Consider the following 17889-nt stretch of genomic DNA (forward strand, 5'->3'; position numbering starts at 1 on the left):
CCTCCTATTTCCAATGCAGATCTGGATATTTCTTCGACAATTTGTTCCAGACAATTTTTTCAAAATAGCGATTGATGGTGGTATTCCACGCATCATCGCGGACCAATGGTTTGACCAAAATGCTGCGAACGCCGCAACTATTGGCGGCAACGACGTCGGTCATCAGTTGATCACCGATCATAACGGTGTTACGTTTTTTGAGATGAAATTGCTTCAATGCTTGACGAATCCCGATTGTCAGTGGTTTCATCGCCCGTGGCACGAATGGTAGTTCATAGTCTTGAACGGCTTTTTGAATGCGCTTATGGCTGTTATTTGAAACGACAATCACTTTAATGCCAAATTTTTTGTTTTCAGCCAGCCAGTCATGTAATGCGCGAGAACCATTTTTTGAGTTCCACGGTACTAAAGTATTATCTAAATCGGTTAGAACACAGTTGATATTATGATCCAACAGGAACTGTGGAGAAATTGAATAGATATCCCCAATCATCCATGTTGGTTTAAATCGAGACAACATATGTCGCTCCTTAAATATAGTAGATTTATTTAAAAAAACTTCCACCAATCTATCGGTGAAAGTCATTTTAGCACATCAAAATTACTTAAGTGCCTTTTTAGCTTCGTCAGTCAATGCTTTGAAAGCATCAGCATCACTAACAGCTAAATCAGCAAGCATTTTACGGTTCATGTCGATGTTGGCAAGCTTCAAACCGTGCATAAATTGGCTGTAGCTGAGGTCGTTAAGACGAGCAGCAGCATTAATACGGGCGATCCAGAGTTTACGGAAGTTACCTTTGTTGGCACGACGGTCACGGAATGCGTATACCTGTGACTTCATAACCTGATCTTTGGCAGTCTTGAATAAACGAGACTTTCCACCGCGGTAACCCTTAGCTAATTTTAAAACACGCTTACGACGTGCATGTGTGACTGTTCCACCTTTTACTCGTGGCATTTTGAATTCCTCCTATATCATAGAAACCTATTTATTAATTGAATGAATCAGTTGAACTGGTTCGGATTAAAGATGTGGTAATAACTTCTTGTATGTCTTTAAGTTCGTATGATCCATCATACTTGTACCACGAAGTTGGCGACGTTGCTTCTTTGTCTTACCGTGAAAACGGTGACTTGTATAAGCGTTGGCGCTCTTAAATCCACCGTTGGCAGTTCTCTTAAAACGTTTTGCTGCGGCACGGTTAGTTTTTTGTTTAGGCATTGGTAAAAATCCTCCTCAAGTATTTAACAACTGTTAGTTTTTATCTGAATCCTTAGGCGAAAGCATTAAGAACATGCTTCTTCCGTCCATTTTTGGTCGTTGAGTAACGGTAGCGACATCATCCGTTTCAGCAGCCATCCGGTCAAGAACTTTTCGGCCAATATCCTTATGAGTGATTGCCCGACCCTTAAATCGAATTGAAACACGAACCTTTTCGCCCTTTGCCAAAAACTTTCTGGCGTTCTTCAACTTGGTGTTAAAATCGTTCACATCAATTGTTGGGCTTAATCGAACTTCCTTGACACTGATGACTTTTTGTTTCTTACGAGATTCTCGTTCCTTCTTTTGAAGTTCAAAACGATATTTCCCATAATCAAGAATCTTTGCAACCGGTGGCTTAGCTTTGGGCGCAACCAGAACAAGATCAAGCTCGGCGTCTTCAGCTAACTGAAGCGCTTCAGCCTTGGTCTTAACACCAAGTTGATCACCATTAGCACCAATCAAACGAACCTCACGGGCACGGATTCCGTCATTAACCATCATATCTTTTGCTATGGTACTTCACCTCCAAAATAATTGAAAAGCAGAAAAAGGCAGGCACAGAATTGTGCCCGCCTCAATTAAAGAACTTGATCACTCAAGCTCTTACTCGATATCATGCCCAGCGAACTTAATTTCACTCAGGCGAGAAGCGGGTAGCTCCTGCTTTTATTACAACTATTAAATAGTATCATCTAATCTAGTATGTGTCAACACTAAACCATTGACCCGCTTGATAACCAATCATTGATTAGTCTTCACGAGAATATGATGCAATATCCTTTGAAACTTCATCAATAAAGTCTGGAACGGATTTGGATTGGGTGTCTTGTTCGCCATACTTACGAACTGAAACGCTGTTGCCACTAACTTCTTCGTCACCAACAACCAAAGTATATGGAATCTTGTGGGTTTGAGCATCACGAATCAAGTAGCCCATCTTTTCGGCTCTCATGTCAACTGAAGAACGAATCTTCAAAGCCCGAAGTTGGTCATTGATCTTCTTAGCGTAGTCAAGATGCTTGTCTTGGCTGACAGGGATGATCTTAACTTGGTGTGGTGCCAGCCAAGTTGGAAATGCACCCTTATAAATTTCAGTCAGGTAAGCGACAAATCGTTCCATCGTTGAAACAAGTCCACGGTGAATCATAACTGGACGATGTTGTTTGCCGTCTTCACCAATGTAGTGCAGGTCGAATCGTTCTGGCAGCATGAAGTCCAATTGGATTGTTGATAAGGTTTCTTCATTACCGAGTGCCGTCTTAGTTTGAACATCCAACTTAGGACCGTAGAATGCGGCTTCACCTTCAGCTTCGGTGTAATCAAGTCCCATTTCATCCATGGCACCCTTCAACATGGATTGGGCTCTGGTCCACATTTCGTTATCGTCAAAGTACTTTTCGGTGTTTTCTGGATCACGGTAACTCAAGCGGAACGTGTAATCATTAATGTCGAAATCATGATAAACATCAACCATCAAATTCAAAATATTCTTGAATTCTTCTTGGATCTGGTCAAGGGCCACAAATGTATGACCATCATTAAGCGTCATTTCACGAACACGTTGCAATCCTGATAAAGCACCAGACTTTTCATAACGGTGCATCATTCCAAGTTCAGCGATCCGTAATGGCAATTCACGGTATGAACGAATGTGATGGTTGTAAATTTGAATATGGCTTGGGCAGTTCATTGGCCGTAATTCAAGCTCTTCGCCGTCACCCATATCCATTGGTGGGAACATATCCTCACGGTAGTGATCCCAGTGACCAGATTGTTTATAGAGATCAAGGTTTGCAAGAACTGGAGTGTAAACGTGTTGGTAACCATTATCAACTTCCTTGTCGACAATGTATCGTTCAATAGTTCTTCTGATCGTGGCACCATTTGGCATCCAGTAAGGAAGACCTGCACCAACCTTAGGATCGACGAAGAATAGATCCAGTTCGTTACCAATGACACGGTGGTCACGTTCGTGGGCTTCTTGACGCTTCTCAAGGTCAGCATCAAGATCTTTTTGCTTGTTAAAGGCAGTTGCATAAATTCGTTGCAACATTGGATTTGATGACTTCCCTTGCCAGTAAGCACCGGCAACCGAAAGCAGTTTGAAGATCTTCACTTTGCCAGTTGATGGTAATACAGCCCCTTCGGCAATCGACTTGAAATCGCCGATTTGGAAGAACTTAACCTTACCATCGACTTCATTTTCCTTCACTAACTCTTGTTGGTATGGATCATCGCCAGCAACTTGAGCCGCTTCATCGGCGCTCAGGAAAACAACCTTGGTTGAAAGATCCTGCTTGATAATTTTGTGCATGGATTGTTCCAATTCAGCCAACTGGTCAACACTGATTTGGGTGTCTGGTTTGTCGGTATCAACAAAGAACCCGTCCTCGTCAGCATCACTTTCGCCAAAGTGAATGTTGTCAAAATTGTTCGCGATTGCCATCTTCAAAATTTGAGCTGCAGTTGCCCGCAAAACACTTAGACCATCGTCACTATCTGAAGTAACAATTTCAATTTTACCGCCCTTATGTAAAGGCTCGTCGTTATTGACCCATTTGCCGTCGACTTTTGCAGCAACGGCTTTTTTACCTAAACTAACCGCAATTGATTTGGCGATATCTCCTGAAGTGACACCGTCATCGAATTGTTTCACACTACCATCTGGAAATTCGAATGAAAGCTCTGACATATCTTTTACTCCCTTTATAGTTTATTGGAACCACAAAAAAATCCCTGACGTACATTAAATGTACATCAGGGACGTATTTAGCGCGGTTCCACCCAAATTGAATTTTGGATACAGTTATCCAAAAAACGCTCAAGTGGCTGCTAACGGTACCGACCGGGATAGCATTGTCCGCAATCCAATTCCAAAGAGTGGTAACAATTAATGTCTAAACAAATGGTCTTCCAGGCTAGAACCATTCTCCCTGTGATGAGTCATAATTGCCATGTCTCTTTGATTCATTGGTTATAAGTATAGAATCACACTTTGAAAATGTCAATTGTATTTGCAAATTAAACTGGCCGGCGATTTTCACCTTTCATTTCCACTTCTCTGGATAAGAATTTGATTCGCTGCATCAATCGCTTGGCCTTCAAAGGTTCATCCTCACCTTTTTGGTTGATCCGCAAATGTTCTTCTTCGAGTCGTTCCATTGAAAAGTTCGACGTAAAAAATGTCGGCAGCTGTTGTTGCATGCGATACTCCAAGATTACGCCCAAGACTTCATCTCGAACCCATGAAGACATCGAGTCGGCCCCGATATCATCAATCATCAACACCTGTGATTTTTTAATGGCGTCAATTTTTTCAGTGACCGAATTATCCGTGATCGCTGATTTCATCTCAACGGCAAAACTCGGGAAATGCACCATCGTTGTTTGAATATTGCTATCCGCCAACTCGTTGGCAATCGCGCCGGTCAAAAATGTTTTGCCAACACCAAACGGGCCGTATATGTATAGGCCGGGGTGAAAGGCTTTCGGGTCAGCCTTCATTTGGTTGATAAATTGGAGTGCCATTGTCAACGCTTCATAGCGATTCATATCCGGATTGTCGGCATCAGCGCCTTCAAAATCAGAAATTCGCGCGTCTTTAATGTCTTTGGGCATTGAAACCGTCCGAATTCGACGCGCAAGCGATTGTGTACGCTGTTTTTCCAAGACTTCCGGCGATGGCTGGTACGAAATATCAATTAAATGATCGTTGACGACCAGCTGAGGTAAATACCCCGGGGCAAACGACCGTTTCTTGTCCTTAATCTGATTTTTGACGTTGACGTATTCATAAAGCTTGGCAGCTGAACGATCGACCGCGTCAGGTGCTAACTCGTCCTTATGATCATTTAAAAACGCCGCGATTTCAGGATCATGACGAATTTGATTAATAATTCGGTTAAAGCCTTGGCTGACGTTACCACCCTTAAACTCACGGTCCTGCATTAATTTCTTGACAAAATCACTCACTTTTTCCACTGCGATTCACCTACTTTCCAGGTTTCTTTAGTTGATCCAGCTGCTCTTTTAACTGCTTTTTCTGCGCTTCGGTTAACTGGCGTTTTGGCTGAGGAGCTGATTTGGCAGTCTCCTTGTGGTCTTCTTTGGCCCAATCCGGCAGCGTTTCTTTAACCGTTACCCGACGTTGATTGGCATATTTAGCCCGCCGCTTGGCAGCCTCTTTTTGCTTTTCCAACGGCCGTTGTTTAATTGCCACCACCGCTTTTTCCGCTGTCACAACACCGTGTTGCGACCAGTCGTCGGCAATCGAGGACATTAAATTTTTGTTGAGCGTTGAATGCTTCTCATCTACCAAAAGATAGTAAATTAAGATATTCATGACATCGTTAGGAAGAACCCGCAACGTCACTAGCTCGGATAGTGTTCGCTGCTCGCCACTGGTCACAATCCCGTTTTTTTGCTTTTTAATCTGTCGCAAAAACGCCACCGGAGAATTGGTCTTACTAATTGAAATCAGTTGTTTGGTTGCGGCATCATAATTTTGGGTTGTCGTTTGCCGGTCAGGCTTCTTGTCAATCACAGGCTGACGGTCTTGCGCCTGCTTAAGCGTAAAGCTGTCGGTAATAATCGCTTTTAATTGATTTTGCTTTAACTGATTATTACTTAAATTGGTCGCGCGTAAAATCAGTTTGGACATCTGAATTTCGTCAATTCCATAAAGCAAGTGTTCGGACAAAATAAGGTCTCGGGCCGCTTTGACACTTGCTTCGTCAACATAGGAATTTTCCAACATTCTCAACAGCAATTTAAAATCAAATTGAGTGCTGTCAGGTTCAAAGGACAGTTGGTCAGCCTGGTTTGAAAACTGACTAATGGTTGCTTTTGCTTCATTAACGACCCCTGGAATGTTTTTAACCAGGTTTTTGGGAACATCATAAGTACTCAATAAAGAAGCGGAAATATCGTTAGTTTCGCCTAAATCAGGTGTTGGGGTAACAAGGCGCTCAACAATTTGTTTATAGGTGCTGTCGCCAACTTTTCCCAAAAGAATGATTGATAAAATATCCGTTCTTAAAAACTGTTCCGGTGACAGCGGTTCATTAAGCGCATAAATCAGCGTATCAGGCCGCTTGGGTGACATAAGGGTTCTAATGAGTTTCACGGCTTCCAAGCGTTTGCGAACGCCCAGCAAATCACTGATGCCGGAATTTAACATACTTTGGATCTCGTAGTGCTTGTGCAAAACCATTTGATTGTGATCATTCAAGCTCAATGACCACAACAAATTGTATAAGGCAATTGCCTGTTCACCAATGATTGGCTGATACAAATTCGTTAAAACACTGTGGTCAAGATCTCGATTGACGTGCGCATTAATTAATACAAATTTTGAATCCGGAGTTAACTTTTCAAATGACTCTGCCATTTACTTTTCCTCCGAGTGCCCCTCATCATGTTTCTTTTTATCCTTTTCCATGATTTCCTTGAGCTCTTTATAAAAGACCGACATATCCTTAAACTGACGGTAAACACTGGCAAAGCGGATATAAGCAATTTCATCCAAGTTTACCAAATCTTCCATTACATATTCACCAATTTGTTGACTAGAGACTTCGTTTTCACCCAAAGAGCGCAATTTATTTTCGACCCGGTCAACCAAATTGGTAATCGCATCCATTGAAACCGGGCGCTTTTCAGCCGACCGCACAATACCTTTAAGCAGCTTTTCGCGGTTAAATTCTTCCCGGTTACCGTTTTTCTTCACAACTAAAAGTGGTGTGACTTCCACACGCTCAAAAGTGGTAAATCGAAACCCACAGTGTTCACATTCTCTTCTTCGTCTGATGACTCGGCCGTCGTCAGTTGGCCTTGAGTCGACAACTTTGGAACCATTATATCCACAATGAGGACATTGCATGGTGTTCACCTCGTCTATTTCGTTTGGCTCGCCAACCACGTCTTAACTTGGGCCAGCGTTTCTGGTATTGAATCTGAGTTATAAATAATTGTATCAGCCAAATCGCATTTTGTCTGCAATGGCCACTGATTTTTAATTCGTTTGGTTGCATCCACAATACTTAGTTTATTGCGTTTCATGAGCCGATGCAACTGCGTAACCGGGTCGCAGTAAACCACGATCACTTGGTCAACTAAGTGGGCATACCCATTTTCGTATAAAGTTGGCGCGTCCAAAACAACTAATGGTGCGTCAAAATAATGATCGATTTGCTTGAAGATTTCAGCGCGAATAAACGGATCGATTACCCGAACCAACCGTTTTAACTTTGATGGATCATTAAACACTATTTTTCCAAGCGCTTGACGATCCAATTCGCCGTTGGTTTGAATCATCTGATCACCAAAAACTTCAGCCAAAGCTCGCAGGCCGGCAGTTCCCTTTGCTTCGACCTGATGGGTAATTAAATCGGCATCAATAATTGGAATGCCCTGCTCATTTAAATAGTCACTGACCAACGACTTGCCCGTTGCAATGCCACCGGTTAACCCAATTAATTTACTCATGTTTTTCACCACGTAACGGTTGGCACTTCGGGCAATAATGGGTTCCCCGTTGAGCCAACTTAATCTTGACAATTTTAGTGCCACAGCGCGGACAGGGTTCTCCCTGCTTGCCATAAACATTTAAATGATTCTGAAAGTTCCCTGCTTCCCCGTAGGCAGTGGAATACGAATGAACCGTCGTTCCATGGCCATCGATTGCCATTTGAATTTCAGTAATAATATTTTTCCGCAACCGTTTGATTTGCGCTGGTTTTAAAGAATTGACCGGCTGCTTAGGATTAATTTTACTTAACCACAAAACCTCGTCGGCATAGATGTTACCTAGCCCGGCAATGTTGCTTTGATCCAGCAAAAAAGGTTTGATGACTTTGCGGCTTTTCTTAAAGATCGCCGTCATATAGTCGAGCGTCAGCGCCTGTTCAGTTGGTTCAGGGCCAATGGTTTTCAAGCCGGCCACCGACATCTCTGTGCCGGTATCCACGAGATTCATCCGACCAAACTTGCGGGTATCGTTGTAACGTAATTCACGCCCATCGGTTAGATGAAACACCACGTGGGTGTGTTTGTCCAACGGTGCGCCGTCTAGTTCAACGTCATATTTTCCTTCCATCCGCAAATGAGAAACAATCGTGAGGTGATCACTCAAACGAATGAGTAAATACTTCCCCCGGCGATCAATTCGATCAATCTTTTTCCCCTTCAACGCGTTCTCGAAGTCCTTCGGAGGCAAATTAACCATCTTTGGATACAAAACATCAACGGATTTAATCGTGCTTCCTTCAACTAATTTCGTGAGACCGCGTCTGACAGTTTCAACTTCTGGTAATTCAGGCATCTTGATCCCCCATTACGTTATTTTGCATCATACCAAGTTTTTCCCCAATGACTTTCTACCTTTAATGGAACATCAAGTTTAATAGCCGAGTCCATGACACTTGGGATCAGCTTTTTGACCGTCTCAAGTTCATCATTTGGAACTTCGAAAATCAGTTCATCGTGAACCTGAAGCAGCATCTTCGTTTTCATATCTTTAATTGCTTCGTTCATATTGATCATGGCAATTTTGATAATATCGGCCGCACTGCCTTGAATCGGTGTATTCATTGCCGTCCGTTCAGCAAATGATCTCAGATTAAAGCTCTTGGAGTTGATATCCGGCAGATAACGGCGCCGATGGGCAATTGTTTCAACATAGCGGTGGTTGCGGGCAAATTTGACAATATCATCCATGTACTTCTTAACGCCCGGATATTCTTCAAAATACCGTTCAATAAATTGGTGGGCTTGTTTACGGGTAATACCAGTATTTTGAGATAAGCCAAAATCACTAATGCCGTAAACAATTCCAAAGTTAACTGCCTTTGCTTGACGTCGTAATTCAGGGGTCACGGCCTCATTTGAAGGCAGACCAAAGATTCGCCGTGCAGTTGTCGCGTGAATATCTTCTCCCTCTTTAAAGGCCTCCTGCATATTTTGATCACCCGTAATTGATGCCAACACCCGAAGTTCAATCTGAGAGTAATCAGATGAAAAAATCTGCCAACCTGGTTGTGTTGGTACGAAAGCTTGACGAATCAAGCGACCTTCCTCAGTTCGAATCGGAATATTTTGCAAATTCGGGTCTACTGATGAGAGCCGACCAGTTTGTGTCAAGGTTTGCAGGTAGCGGGTATGCACCTTGCCGTCATCTTTATGAATCACTTTGAGCAACCCATCGATATAAGTCGATTGTAATTTAGCAATCTGGCGGTAGTCCAACACATTTTGAACGATCGGTGCGTCCGGTGCCAATTTTTCCAAAACATCGACTGAGGTTGAATACCCGGTCTTGGTCTTTTTCAAAATTGGCAACCGCAACTTTTCAAATAAAATCTTGCCAAGCTGCTTTGGAGACCCAATGTTGAACTCCTCCCCAGCTTCCTGGTAAATGGTCTGCTGAATCTCGGCAATCCGTTCCTTGAACTTGCTTCCCATCGCTTCAAGTGTTCCGGCGTCCACCTTAATTCCGTTAATTTCCATTTTCGCCAGCACAAACGCAATTTTGATTTCGATATCACGATAGAGCGTGGTTTGGTTATGTTCATCCAGATCCTTGAACATATCATCATGAAGTTGATCAATCGCTTTGGCTTTGTGAACAATATGCGCTAAAAATTCTGGTGATTGGGCATCAATCTGACGTTTAGCACCCTTGCCATAGACTTCTTCGTCGGTTTTGATATTGTAAAAGCCATGCAGATGCGCAACGGTCCCAACATCATTGCTGTTATTAGTTGTATTAAGCAAATAAGAAACCAGCAGCATATCAAAATCAACGTTTTTTAGAATAATTGACTGTCGATAAAGCCCAACAAAGGTTCTTTTAGCGTCGAATAGATTCTTTTTAACGGTTTCAGAAGTCAATAACCGACTCACGTGAGGATCCTTTAACAGTTCGGGCTGATTTGTCACGTACCAGTGATCTCCCTGGCCCACCGCAAAACCAATTAATGGCGAGATGTGATAATTTTCCTCGGACATTTCCAAATGAAAGGAGACTTCGTCTTTAAACTGATCCAATTCTGACAGATTATCCTTCGTCAAAACGGTGTACTCAATTTTAGACTGATCCTCTGAATGGTCATTATCGTCCACCGAAAGTTTAGCCAAAAATGACTTAAAGCCCATCCGTTCATAGAAATCTGTCAGCTTATCAATATCGTCGCCCTTATAGTTTAAGTCGGCCAATGAAATGGTAATCGGGGCTTCCCGGTTAATCGTTGCTAATTTGTGAGCCCTTCTAGCCTGATCCTCATCTTGAATCAGATGTTCTTTCAACTTTTTACCGGACACATCATCAATATTTTGATAAAGATTATCAATCGTCCCAAATTGCTGGATCAGCTTAAGCGCCGTTTTATCGCCAACTTTTTCAACCCCCGGGTAATTGTCGGAATTATCGCCTTTAAGCCCTTTAATTTCAATAATCTGGCTTGGCTTAACCCCCAGCTTTTCTTCTACGTGCTTTGGCGTATAGGTTTCCAGCTCGGTAACCCCTTTTTTAGACACTTGAACCGTTGTTTTATCAGAAGTGAGTTGTGTTAAATCACGATCCCCCGTCACAATGACAACCTCGTAATCACCGGAATCTTCGGCTTGTTTGGCCAGCGTTCCAATGATGTCGTCAGCTTCGTAATCAGGCAGTTCGTAAGTGGCAATCCCCCGGTCGTTCACCAATTCCTTGATAAACGGGAATTGCTCGGACAGTTCAGTCGGCGTTTTCGCCCGGCCACCTTTGTAGTCAGCAAACATCTTGGTCCTAAAAGTAACTTTGCCGGCATCAAAAGCAACCAAAACATCGGTCGGCTGTTCATCATCCAACACTTTATCCAGCATCCGGTTAAAGCCATAAATGGCACTGGTGTGGAGGCCAGAGGGATTGGTAAATTTGTCCATGGCCGTATACAAGGCATAGAAAGCTTTGAACGCGATACTGTTTCCATCAATCAATAATAATTTCTTAGTCATAAGTTCTCCTCTGATTAAAACTGTTAATCTAATTTTACCACGACAGAAACTAAAAAACGATCAACCAGAAATGGTTAATCGTTCATTGTAACTAACGTTTTATAGATTAACGGTCGCTGCTGTTACCAAAGATTGACAACAACTGCAAGAACAGGTTGACAAAATCCAAGTACAGTTGAAGGGCACCAAAGACGGCTAATCCGTTCATTGAAATTTGACCACTGCCCGAATACTGATTGTACATTTGCTTCATTTTTTGTGTATCATAAGCCGTTAAGACGGTAAAAATCAATACCGCAATAATCGAGAAGACAAATGCAATCGCCGAGCTGCGCAGGAACATGTTAATGATCATCGCGATAATCAGCGCAATTAAGGCAGCTGATGCTTGCGCACCTATTCGATCCAGATTCTTATGAGTCACCAATCCGATCGTTGTCATCGTGATGAAGATGGCCGAAGCAGAGACAAAGGCAGCCGCAATTGAAGCGCCTGTATATGCCCAGGCAATTGTTGCAAACACAAACCCACTTAGGATTGCATACAGCATCAACACGGTGAACGCTAACGTTGGCCGCTTAAGTGCCTGCATGGAAACGACAAATGGCATGACGAACCATAAAATCATCCCGATCCACATGATCCCTTGATGGGTGGCAATATAAGTCGCCATTCCACCAGTAACGGATCCGGTAACGAGAAAAGCTGTGGCGGCAGATACCAAAACGGCCAAGCTCATCCAGCCATACATTCTAGTTAAGAAGGCATTCAGCCCAGCAGCATTATTCACAACTCTGCGAGCTTCCTGTTGTTCATTTGGATAATTGTTCATTCAATCCGCTCCCCTTTAAATTGTAAGTTCAAATATTGCACAACGACAAACATTTGGCAGTATTTATACTTATACTGTTAAGTAATTCTACCAAATAGAAGCCATTAATCAAGTAAATTTACTCGGATAACGGCTTCTAAAAGATATCTTAATTAATTTTCTTGGTTAAATGGCTCAACAAATCTTCGTAAGACTTCTCATATTTCTGAATATCACCGGCACCCATGAAAATGACCACATCATTGTCATAGTCCAATAATGGTGACATATTATCGACAGAAAGGATTCGACCGCCCTTGGTAATCTTTTTTGCCAGATCTTCACTGGAAACCTTCCCGTGACTTTCACGAGGTGAACTGTAAATTGACGTTAAGAAAACTTCATCGGCTAAGTTCAAACTCTTGGCGAAGTCATCCATTAACGCAATTGTTCGACTAAAGGTATGTGGCTGAAAGACGACCGCAATTTTTTTGCTTGGGTATTCCTGTCTGGCAGCATCAATCGTCGCCTTGATTTCGGTTGGATGATGCGCATAATCATCAATAATCGTCATCCCGGCAATTGTACGCTCGGCAAATCGACGCTTAACCCCTTGGAATGTTTGAAGTTCCTTACGAATTTCATCAAGATCAACGTCTTCGAAATAAGCAACCGCAATCACGGCTAACGAGTTAAAGATGTTGTGCTCGCCGAACAGCGGTACCGAGAAGTTACCAAGGTTCTTGCCCTTGTAGGTCACGTCAAAGCTTGACCCGCTGGTCGTTCGTTTGACATCAACCGCTTGAAAATCATCCGTATCATGAAGACCATAATAATAAATCGGAACGTTGGCCTTTAATTCGCGAAGCCGTTTGTCATCACCCCAGGCAAAAATGCCTTTTTTGGTTTGATTAGCAAACGTTTGAAATGCATCTTGCACATCATCAATACTTTTGTAGTAATCAGGATGATCAAAATCAATATTGGTCATGATGGCATAATCAGGCTCTGTGGCTAAGAAATGACGCCGGTATTCGTCAGCTTCGTAAACAAAGAAACGGGCATTGGGAACCCCTTTACCAGACCCATCGCCAATTAAATAATCAGTTGGGGCAATTCCGGAAAGGACATGGGCCAAAAGACCGGTTGTACTTGTTTTACCATGGGCGCCAGAAACGCCGATACTGGTTTTTCCCTTAATAATTTTCCCTAAAAATTGATGATAACGGTACACAGTTAAGCCCATCTCACGAGCTTTTTTGATTTCAGGATGATCATCCGTAAATGAATTTCCCGCAATGACGGTCAATCCCTCATGGATGTTATTGACATCAAATGGCAAAATTTTAATCCCTGCTTGTTCAAGCCCACGCTGTGTGAACGTGTACTGATCAATATCTGATCCCTGAACCTTTTCACCACGGTCATGTAAAATAAGCGCCATCGCAGCCATTCCAGTCCCTTTGATTCCTACAAAATGATATACCGTATCTGAATTCATTAGACATCCTACCTATCCATTACTTTATTTTTGATGATTATCAGGTAGCTCCGGAGCAGGCTTTTCTGCCGCAGGTTTGTAGTAAACCGTTCGCGGCTTTGAACCTTGTTGCTCTGAAACTAAATCTTTATCCTGCAAATGATCAATAATGTTTGCAGCTCTATTATAACCGATTGAAAATACACGTTGAAGCTTTGACGTGGAAATTGTGTCTTCTTTTGCTATATATTTCATAACTTGTGGCATTAATCGGTCCTCGGACTGCGTTTCACTGGTCGTCTTTTTCAAACTTTCCGGGGTGAACAAATAGTGCGGCTCACCCTGCTGGCGGACAAAATCCACGATCCCGTCAAGTTCCTGGTTGGTTACGAACGCACCTTGAAGCCGAACGGGCTGGTTGGCACCGCTACCCAAATAAAGCATGTCCCCTCGTCCAAGCAATCGTTCCGCACCGGCAGAATCAAGAATAGTTCTGGAATCGACTTGGCTGGAAACCATGAAAGCAATTCGACTTGGAATATTATTTTTAATGGTTCCAGTCACAATGTCAACACTTGGCCGTTGAGTCGCAACGATTAAATGAATCCCAGCAGCCCGTGCCTTTTGGGTAATTCTGACAATATAATCTTCAACTTCGCTGGAAGCAACCATCATCAAGTCGGCTAACTCATCAATAATGACCAAAATATAGGGCATTTTCAACCCAAATTCTTTTGCTTCGGTCGCTTGGCGGTTAAACTGCTCAATGTTTTTAGCCCCGGCTGCTGCCAGCTTTTCATAACGTTCATCCATTTCTTGAGTCACCCACTTTAATGCAGCAGCAGCTGTCTTGGGATCGGAGATAACGGGTGAAAGCAAATGGGGAACCCCGTCATATGGTGCCAATTCAACCGCTTTGGGGTCAATTAGCAATAAGCGCAGATCCGCTGGAGTTGCCCTATACAATAATGAAACCAGCAAACTATTGATAAATACACTCTTCCCGGAACCGGTTGCCCCGGCAATCAGACCATGGGGCATCTTGCGGATATCCGCAGTTCTTGGAATACCCGACAAATCAACCCCTAAAGCAGTTGTCAAAGGTGATTGACTGTTTCTAAAGTGATCGGTTGAAATAATTTCAGATAAAACTACCGGTCGGGGTTCAGGATTTGGGATCTCTATCCCGACAGTTGTCTTGCCGGGAATCGGTGCTTCAATTCGAATGTCTTTTGCGGCAAGCGCCAACTTCAAATCATCAGTTAAATTGGTGATGCGACTGACTTTCACGCCCAGTGCCAGCTTGACTTGAAACTGGGTAACGGTTGGCCCATTTGTCCAAGCAACGACCTTGGCATTAACCTTAAAGGCCGCAAATGTTTTATTCAAAATATCCGACTGGTGGGCAATCCACTCGTCAATCGAATCAGATTCCGTTGATTTTGGCTTGGCAAGCAACGATAACGGTGGCAGTTGATACCCCCGCTCTTCGTTAACTTTTGATGTGTTTTCGGTGGTCACAGGTTGCTCTCTTCCGTTTGGTTTGTTGGATTCAAGGTTTGCATGGTCCACCTGGGGGGACGTTTTTTTGGCAAACAAAGAAAGGTCAGGTTTACTGGCCTGTTCATGATTAATAATTGACTTGAACGATTGGCCAAGCCCGTGACGCTTCAAATTCTTTCGTGACTGTTGATTCAAATGTCGACGTTCATAGCGGCTACGGGGTTCCCGTGTCAGTTGTTCAGAACTTTTCGGTTGCTTTTGTTCCGGAACTTTTTTAGTCGTCACTAATGGTTCTTGTGCCGATTGATTAGCGTCAATTTTATCATCAGAATGATCATTTGTTGTATGAACAACATCATCTTCGACTTCGTTTTGATCGGGTGCAATCAAAATTAAATCATCATATGTAAGTCTCAGCTCACGCGTCAACTCATCGTATAACCGATGACGTCGATGCGATTGGCTGAGAAAGTAATTCGTTTTAATTTGCTGCTTACGTTTTTCGGATTTTGAACGTTTTTGTGGTTTAAAGTTTTTGATTTCCTTCAAAAAAGCAGGCGTTTCATCATCTTGGCTATCTTGGTTAACCAAAGTTCGATCAAGAACGTGTCTTGACGGCTTTTCTTGGGTGTCTCTTACTTGTTCAGTTGTCATCTCATTAACTGGCTTTGATACCGGTTTTCTTGAAATCCCCTTACGCCGATAAAAAGCTGGTCCATCATAATGCTTCATACTCATCCACCCAAAATAGTTTAGTCAAATAAATGTTGTGCCTTTTTGAAATCAAATGCCGTTCCCACTTGATAATCATCCGGTAAAATCAATGCCCCGGGAACTTGTGGGGCATTGGGCAAAGCCAACTCACGACCTGAACAGATCATGCCTTCACTTTTAACGCCCCGCAATTCACCAGGCCAAATGATCTGGCCATCTGGCATCATCGCGCCACTCAAAGCAACGACAACCTTAATATGTTCGCGCATATTCGGCGACCCGCTAACAATCTGCAATTTCTTATCACGACCGATGTCAGTTGTGGCAATTTGCAAATGATTTGAATTAGGGTGATCTTCAAGTGATTCGACATAGCCCACCACAAATTTCGGTTGATCATCGAATTCGACATCCCCCGGAAAACCATGGTTGGTTAAATAATCGTTCAGCTTCTGAACCTGTTCGCTGGTCAAGTTGACTTGACCGTTTTCTGTGACAATCTCAGGAAGAATTTCACTCGCCTTTAAAAAGTTGTATCCCAACGTCCGGTTAGTCTTTTCATCGAAAATTCGGGCGACGTCATCATGAATGGACACTTGTTGATCGGTGACATCCGGATTCATAATCAGGACCATTGTGTCACCAGTACTTTGTGGGTTATAACTTGCGATTAACATTTCAAAATTCCTTCCAACGATTAATTATTTTTCAACAGTACTTGCTAATGAGTTAATGAAACTTTCAACTTCTTGCTTCGTTTTACGGTCGCCATTGTTGAATCGACCAATTTCTTGGCCATCTGAATAAGCAACAAAGCTTGGGATGCCCATAATGCCCATTTCGCCGGCTAAATCGATATTTTCGTCACGATCGACCTTTAAAAAGGTATAGTCAGGATATTCGGCTTCAATTGCAGGCATTGCGGGTTTGATAAACCGGCAGTCCGGGCACCAGTCCGCCGTAAAGAACAGCATATACTTGCCGCTTTGCAGTTGTTTGGTGAGGTCAGTTAAATTTGTTTTTGCTAAATCTTTCACAGTGATCATCCTCCACTTACTAATGTAAAGTACATTGTAACGCAAATCGATAGTCTTCAGTTCAAGTTTGCTCATCATCCCTGAATAGATTAAAGTATACCTAATTACATAAAAGAAAAAGGTGTCGAAATGAAAAAACAAACGCTCCTCTACGGAATCTCTTTAGCAGCATTGGCTGCCAGTTACTATGCCCTATCCAAATCAAATAAAAGCCGTGAAAAATATTTTGCGGCTATTGTTAAGAATACCAGAGAATTGGCGACATTGAAAGACCTTCAGTATCTTGGAAGCTGGAGTATTGAACCCTTGCCTGACCAAATGAACGTTCCATTTCACTTTGGCTATAATTTTGTGGATAACAACGGCCAACTTCGGTCAGAAGAATACTGGGTTAACGATGCAACCGGCAAAATTCTTAATCACCAGGTTGTTCAGTTATAAAATGCGCGATCAACTTATAAATTGGTCCCTTGGGACTGAATTTTTGCTCATATTCGGTTTCAACATTTGATTCGTTTTCCGGTGATTGGTGTAAATCCAACGATACGTACTCAAATGTCATCGGAAAATTGTTCATGGTCACCAAAGTATATTCAAACAGGCCCCGATTATCGGTCTTAAATTCAATATTGCCGTCGTCTGCCAATACCGTTTGATAAGTTTTTAAAAACAGTGGTGACGTTAATCGCCGTTTAGCGTGACGTTTCTTTGGCCATGGATCAGAAAAATTCAAAAAGATTTTTTGAACTTCATTTTTGTAAAACAGTTCATCCAAATTGGCCCCGTCCGTCAATACGAATTGAACATTAGGCAATGGATTATCCATGAAGGTTCTAAGGGCGGTTGCAATGACAGATGTCTGCAATTCAATCCCGATATAATTGATCTCGGGATGCAGCTTGGCAGTTTCAATAATAAACCGCCCCTTGCCAATCCCGACTTCAACATTTAGTGGCTGTTGCTTGGCAAATCGTTGCTGCCACTTTCCCAACCACTTTTTAGGGTCGGTCACAATATAATCGCCGTGGTCCTGAATATATTTTTCAGCCCATGGCTTTTTTCTTATCCGCATATCATTCTCCTATTA

General features: G+C 42.7%; 18 protein-coding genes and 1 other annotated feature. Of the genes, 1 reads left to right on the top strand and 17 read right to left on the bottom strand.

Features of this window, described 5'->3' with window-relative positions; translation table 11 throughout:
- Positions 1-4 precede the first annotated feature (4 nt).
- The 16 genes from FC51_RS02130 to FC51_RS02205 form a co-directional block, all read right to left on the bottom strand.
- Positions 5-520, bottom strand: coding sequence for a YqeG family HAD IIIA-type phosphatase (locus FC51_RS02130; RefSeq protein ID WP_057910432.1), 516 nt, complete (start codon positions 518-520; stop codon positions 5-7).
- Between the two features lie 81 nt (positions 521-601).
- Positions 602-958 carry a 50S ribosomal protein L20 gene (rplT, locus tag FC51_RS02135; RefSeq protein ID WP_057910433.1) on the bottom strand — a complete coding sequence of 119 codons (357 nt, stop codon included), beginning with the start codon at positions 956-958 and terminating at the stop codon, positions 602-604.
- Between the two features lie 66 nt (positions 959-1024).
- Positions 1025-1222 (bottom strand): 50S ribosomal protein L35, encoded by a 198-nt coding sequence (gene rpmI, locus FC51_RS02140; protein ID WP_057910434.1) that lies wholly within the window; start codon positions 1220-1222, stop codon positions 1025-1027.
- 33 nt (positions 1223-1255) lie between these two features.
- The gene (gene infC, locus FC51_RS02145) at positions 1256-1765 is read right to left on the bottom strand and encodes a translation initiation factor IF-3 (RefSeq protein WP_057910435.1); all 510 of its coding nucleotides are present in this window, start codon (positions 1763-1765) and stop codon (positions 1256-1258) included.
- A 36-nt stretch (positions 1766-1801) separates the two neighbouring features.
- Positions 1802-1936: a sequence feature (ribosomal protein L20 leader region), on the bottom strand.
- Between the two features lie 76 nt (positions 1937-2012).
- The gene (gene thrS / locus FC51_RS02150) at positions 2013-3956 is read right to left on the bottom strand and encodes a threonine--tRNA ligase (protein WP_057910436.1); all 1944 of its coding nucleotides are present in this window, start codon (positions 3954-3956) and stop codon (positions 2013-2015) included.
- A 329-nt stretch (positions 3957-4285) separates the two neighbouring features.
- On the bottom strand, positions 4286-5245 hold the full coding sequence (dnaI, locus tag FC51_RS02155; protein WP_057910437.1) for a primosomal protein DnaI: 960 nt from the start codon (positions 5243-5245) through the stop codon (positions 4286-4288).
- A gap of 10 nt (positions 5246-5255) precedes the next feature.
- Entirely contained in the window at positions 5256-6653 is a 1398-nt protein-coding gene (locus FC51_RS02160; RefSeq protein ID WP_057910438.1) for a replication initiation and membrane attachment family protein, read from the bottom strand.
- A complete protein-coding gene (nrdR, locus tag FC51_RS02165) occupies positions 6654-7145 on the bottom strand; it encodes a transcriptional regulator NrdR (protein ID WP_057910439.1) in 492 nt (163 codons plus the stop codon).
- Between the two features lie 14 nt (positions 7146-7159).
- Positions 7160-7750 (bottom strand): dephospho-CoA kinase, encoded by a 591-nt coding sequence (gene coaE, locus FC51_RS02170; protein ID WP_057910440.1) that lies wholly within the window; start codon positions 7748-7750, stop codon positions 7160-7162.
- The gene (mutM, locus tag FC51_RS02175) at positions 7743-8585 is read right to left on the bottom strand and encodes a DNA-formamidopyrimidine glycosylase (protein ID WP_057910441.1); all 843 of its coding nucleotides are present in this window, start codon (positions 8583-8585) and stop codon (positions 7743-7745) included. The genes coaE and mutM overlap by 8 nt, the downstream gene beginning before the upstream one ends.
- Before the next feature lie 17 nt (positions 8586-8602).
- Positions 8603-11257, bottom strand: a complete 2655-nt coding sequence (gene polA, locus FC51_RS02180; protein WP_057910442.1) for a DNA polymerase I — start codon at positions 11255-11257, stop codon at positions 8603-8605.
- A 106-nt stretch (positions 11258-11363) separates the two neighbouring features.
- The gene (locus FC51_RS02185; RefSeq protein WP_057910443.1) at positions 11364-12089 is read right to left on the bottom strand and encodes a Bax inhibitor-1/YccA family protein; all 726 of its coding nucleotides are present in this window, start codon (positions 12087-12089) and stop codon (positions 11364-11366) included.
- Positions 12090-12237: 148 nt separating this feature from the next.
- Positions 12238-13569, bottom strand: coding sequence for a UDP-N-acetylmuramate--L-alanine ligase (gene murC / locus FC51_RS02190; protein WP_057910444.1), 1332 nt, complete (start codon positions 13567-13569; stop codon positions 12238-12240).
- 24 nt (positions 13570-13593) lie between these two features.
- Positions 13594-15783, bottom strand: coding sequence for a DNA translocase FtsK (locus FC51_RS02195; protein WP_057910445.1), 2190 nt, complete (start codon positions 15781-15783; stop codon positions 13594-13596).
- Positions 15784-15803: 20 nt separating this feature from the next.
- A complete protein-coding gene (gene ytpR / locus FC51_RS02200; protein WP_057910446.1) occupies positions 15804-16442 on the bottom strand; it encodes a YtpR family tRNA-binding protein in 639 nt (212 codons plus the stop codon).
- A gap of 24 nt (positions 16443-16466) precedes the next feature.
- A complete protein-coding gene (locus tag FC51_RS02205; RefSeq protein WP_057910447.1) occupies positions 16467-16802 on the bottom strand; it encodes a thioredoxin family protein in 336 nt (111 codons plus the stop codon).
- A 129-nt stretch (positions 16803-16931) separates the two neighbouring features.
- Between FC51_RS02205 and FC51_RS02210 the strand changes: the two genes are divergently transcribed.
- Positions 16932-17243 (top strand): hypothetical protein, encoded by a 312-nt coding sequence (locus tag FC51_RS02210; protein ID WP_057910448.1) that lies wholly within the window; start codon positions 16932-16934, stop codon positions 17241-17243.
- Here FC51_RS02210 and trmB read toward each other — a convergent pair.
- Positions 17218-17874, bottom strand: coding sequence for a tRNA (guanosine(46)-N7)-methyltransferase TrmB (gene trmB / locus FC51_RS02215; RefSeq protein WP_057910449.1), 657 nt, complete (start codon positions 17872-17874; stop codon positions 17218-17220). The two genes, FC51_RS02210 and trmB, sit on opposite strands and share 26 nt — an antisense overlap.
- Between the last annotated feature and the right edge of the window lie 15 nt (positions 17875-17889).

Source organism: Lentilactobacillus parabuchneri DSM 5707 = NBRC 107865, assembly GCF_001435315.1.
GTDB lineage: Bacteria > Bacillota > Bacilli > Lactobacillales > Lactobacillaceae > Lentilactobacillus > Lentilactobacillus parabuchneri.

Bases quoted from the DNA above. Each gene is read 5' to 3' on its own strand.
- FC51_RS02130 (WP_057910432.1), bottom strand. From the start codon at position 520: ATGTTGTCTCGATTTAAACCAACATGGATGATTGGGGATATCTATTCA.
- rplT (WP_057910433.1), bottom strand. From the start codon at position 958: ATGCCACGAGTAAAAGGTGGAACAGTCACACATGCACGTCGTAAGCGT.
- rpmI (WP_057910434.1), bottom strand. From the start codon at position 1,222: ATGCCTAAACAAAAAACTAACCGTGCCGCAGCAAAACGTTTTAAGAGA.
- infC (WP_057910435.1), bottom strand. From the start codon at position 1,765: ATGATGGTTAATGACGGAATCCGTGCCCGTGAGGTTCGTTTGATTGGT.
- thrS (WP_057910436.1), bottom strand. From the start codon at position 3,956: ATGTCAGAGCTTTCATTCGAATTTCCAGATGGTAGTGTGAAACAATTC.
- FC51_RS02160 (WP_057910438.1), bottom strand. From the start codon at position 6,653: ATGGCAGAGTCATTTGAAAAGTTAACTCCGGATTCAAAATTTGTATTA.
- nrdR (WP_057910439.1), bottom strand. From the start codon at position 7,145: ATGCAATGTCCTCATTGTGGATATAATGGTTCCAAAGTTGTCGACTCA.
- coaE (WP_057910440.1), bottom strand. From the start codon at position 7,750: ATGAGTAAATTAATTGGGTTAACCGGTGGCATTGCAACGGGCAAGTCG.
- mutM (WP_057910441.1), bottom strand. From the start codon at position 8,585: ATGCCTGAATTACCAGAAGTTGAAACTGTCAGACGCGGTCTCACGAAA.
- polA (WP_057910442.1), bottom strand. From the start codon at position 11,257: ATGACTAAGAAATTATTATTGATTGATGGAAACAGTATCGCGTTCAAA.
- FC51_RS02185 (WP_057910443.1), bottom strand. From the start codon at position 12,089: ATGAACAATTATCCAAATGAACAACAGGAAGCTCGCAGAGTTGTGAAT.
- murC (WP_057910444.1), bottom strand. From the start codon at position 13,569: ATGAATTCAGATACGGTATATCATTTTGTAGGAATCAAAGGGACTGGA.
- FC51_RS02195 (WP_057910445.1), bottom strand. From the start codon at position 15,783: ATGAAGCATTATGATGGACCAGCTTTTTATCGGCGTAAGGGGATTTCA.
- ytpR (WP_057910446.1), bottom strand. From the start codon at position 16,442: ATGTTAATCGCAAGTTATAACCCACAAAGTACTGGTGACACAATGGTC.
- FC51_RS02210 (WP_057910448.1), top strand. From the start codon at position 16,932: ATGAAAAAACAAACGCTCCTCTACGGAATCTCTTTAGCAGCATTGGCT.
- trmB (WP_057910449.1), bottom strand. From the start codon at position 17,874: ATGCGGATAAGAAAAAAGCCATGGGCTGAAAAATATATTCAGGACCAC.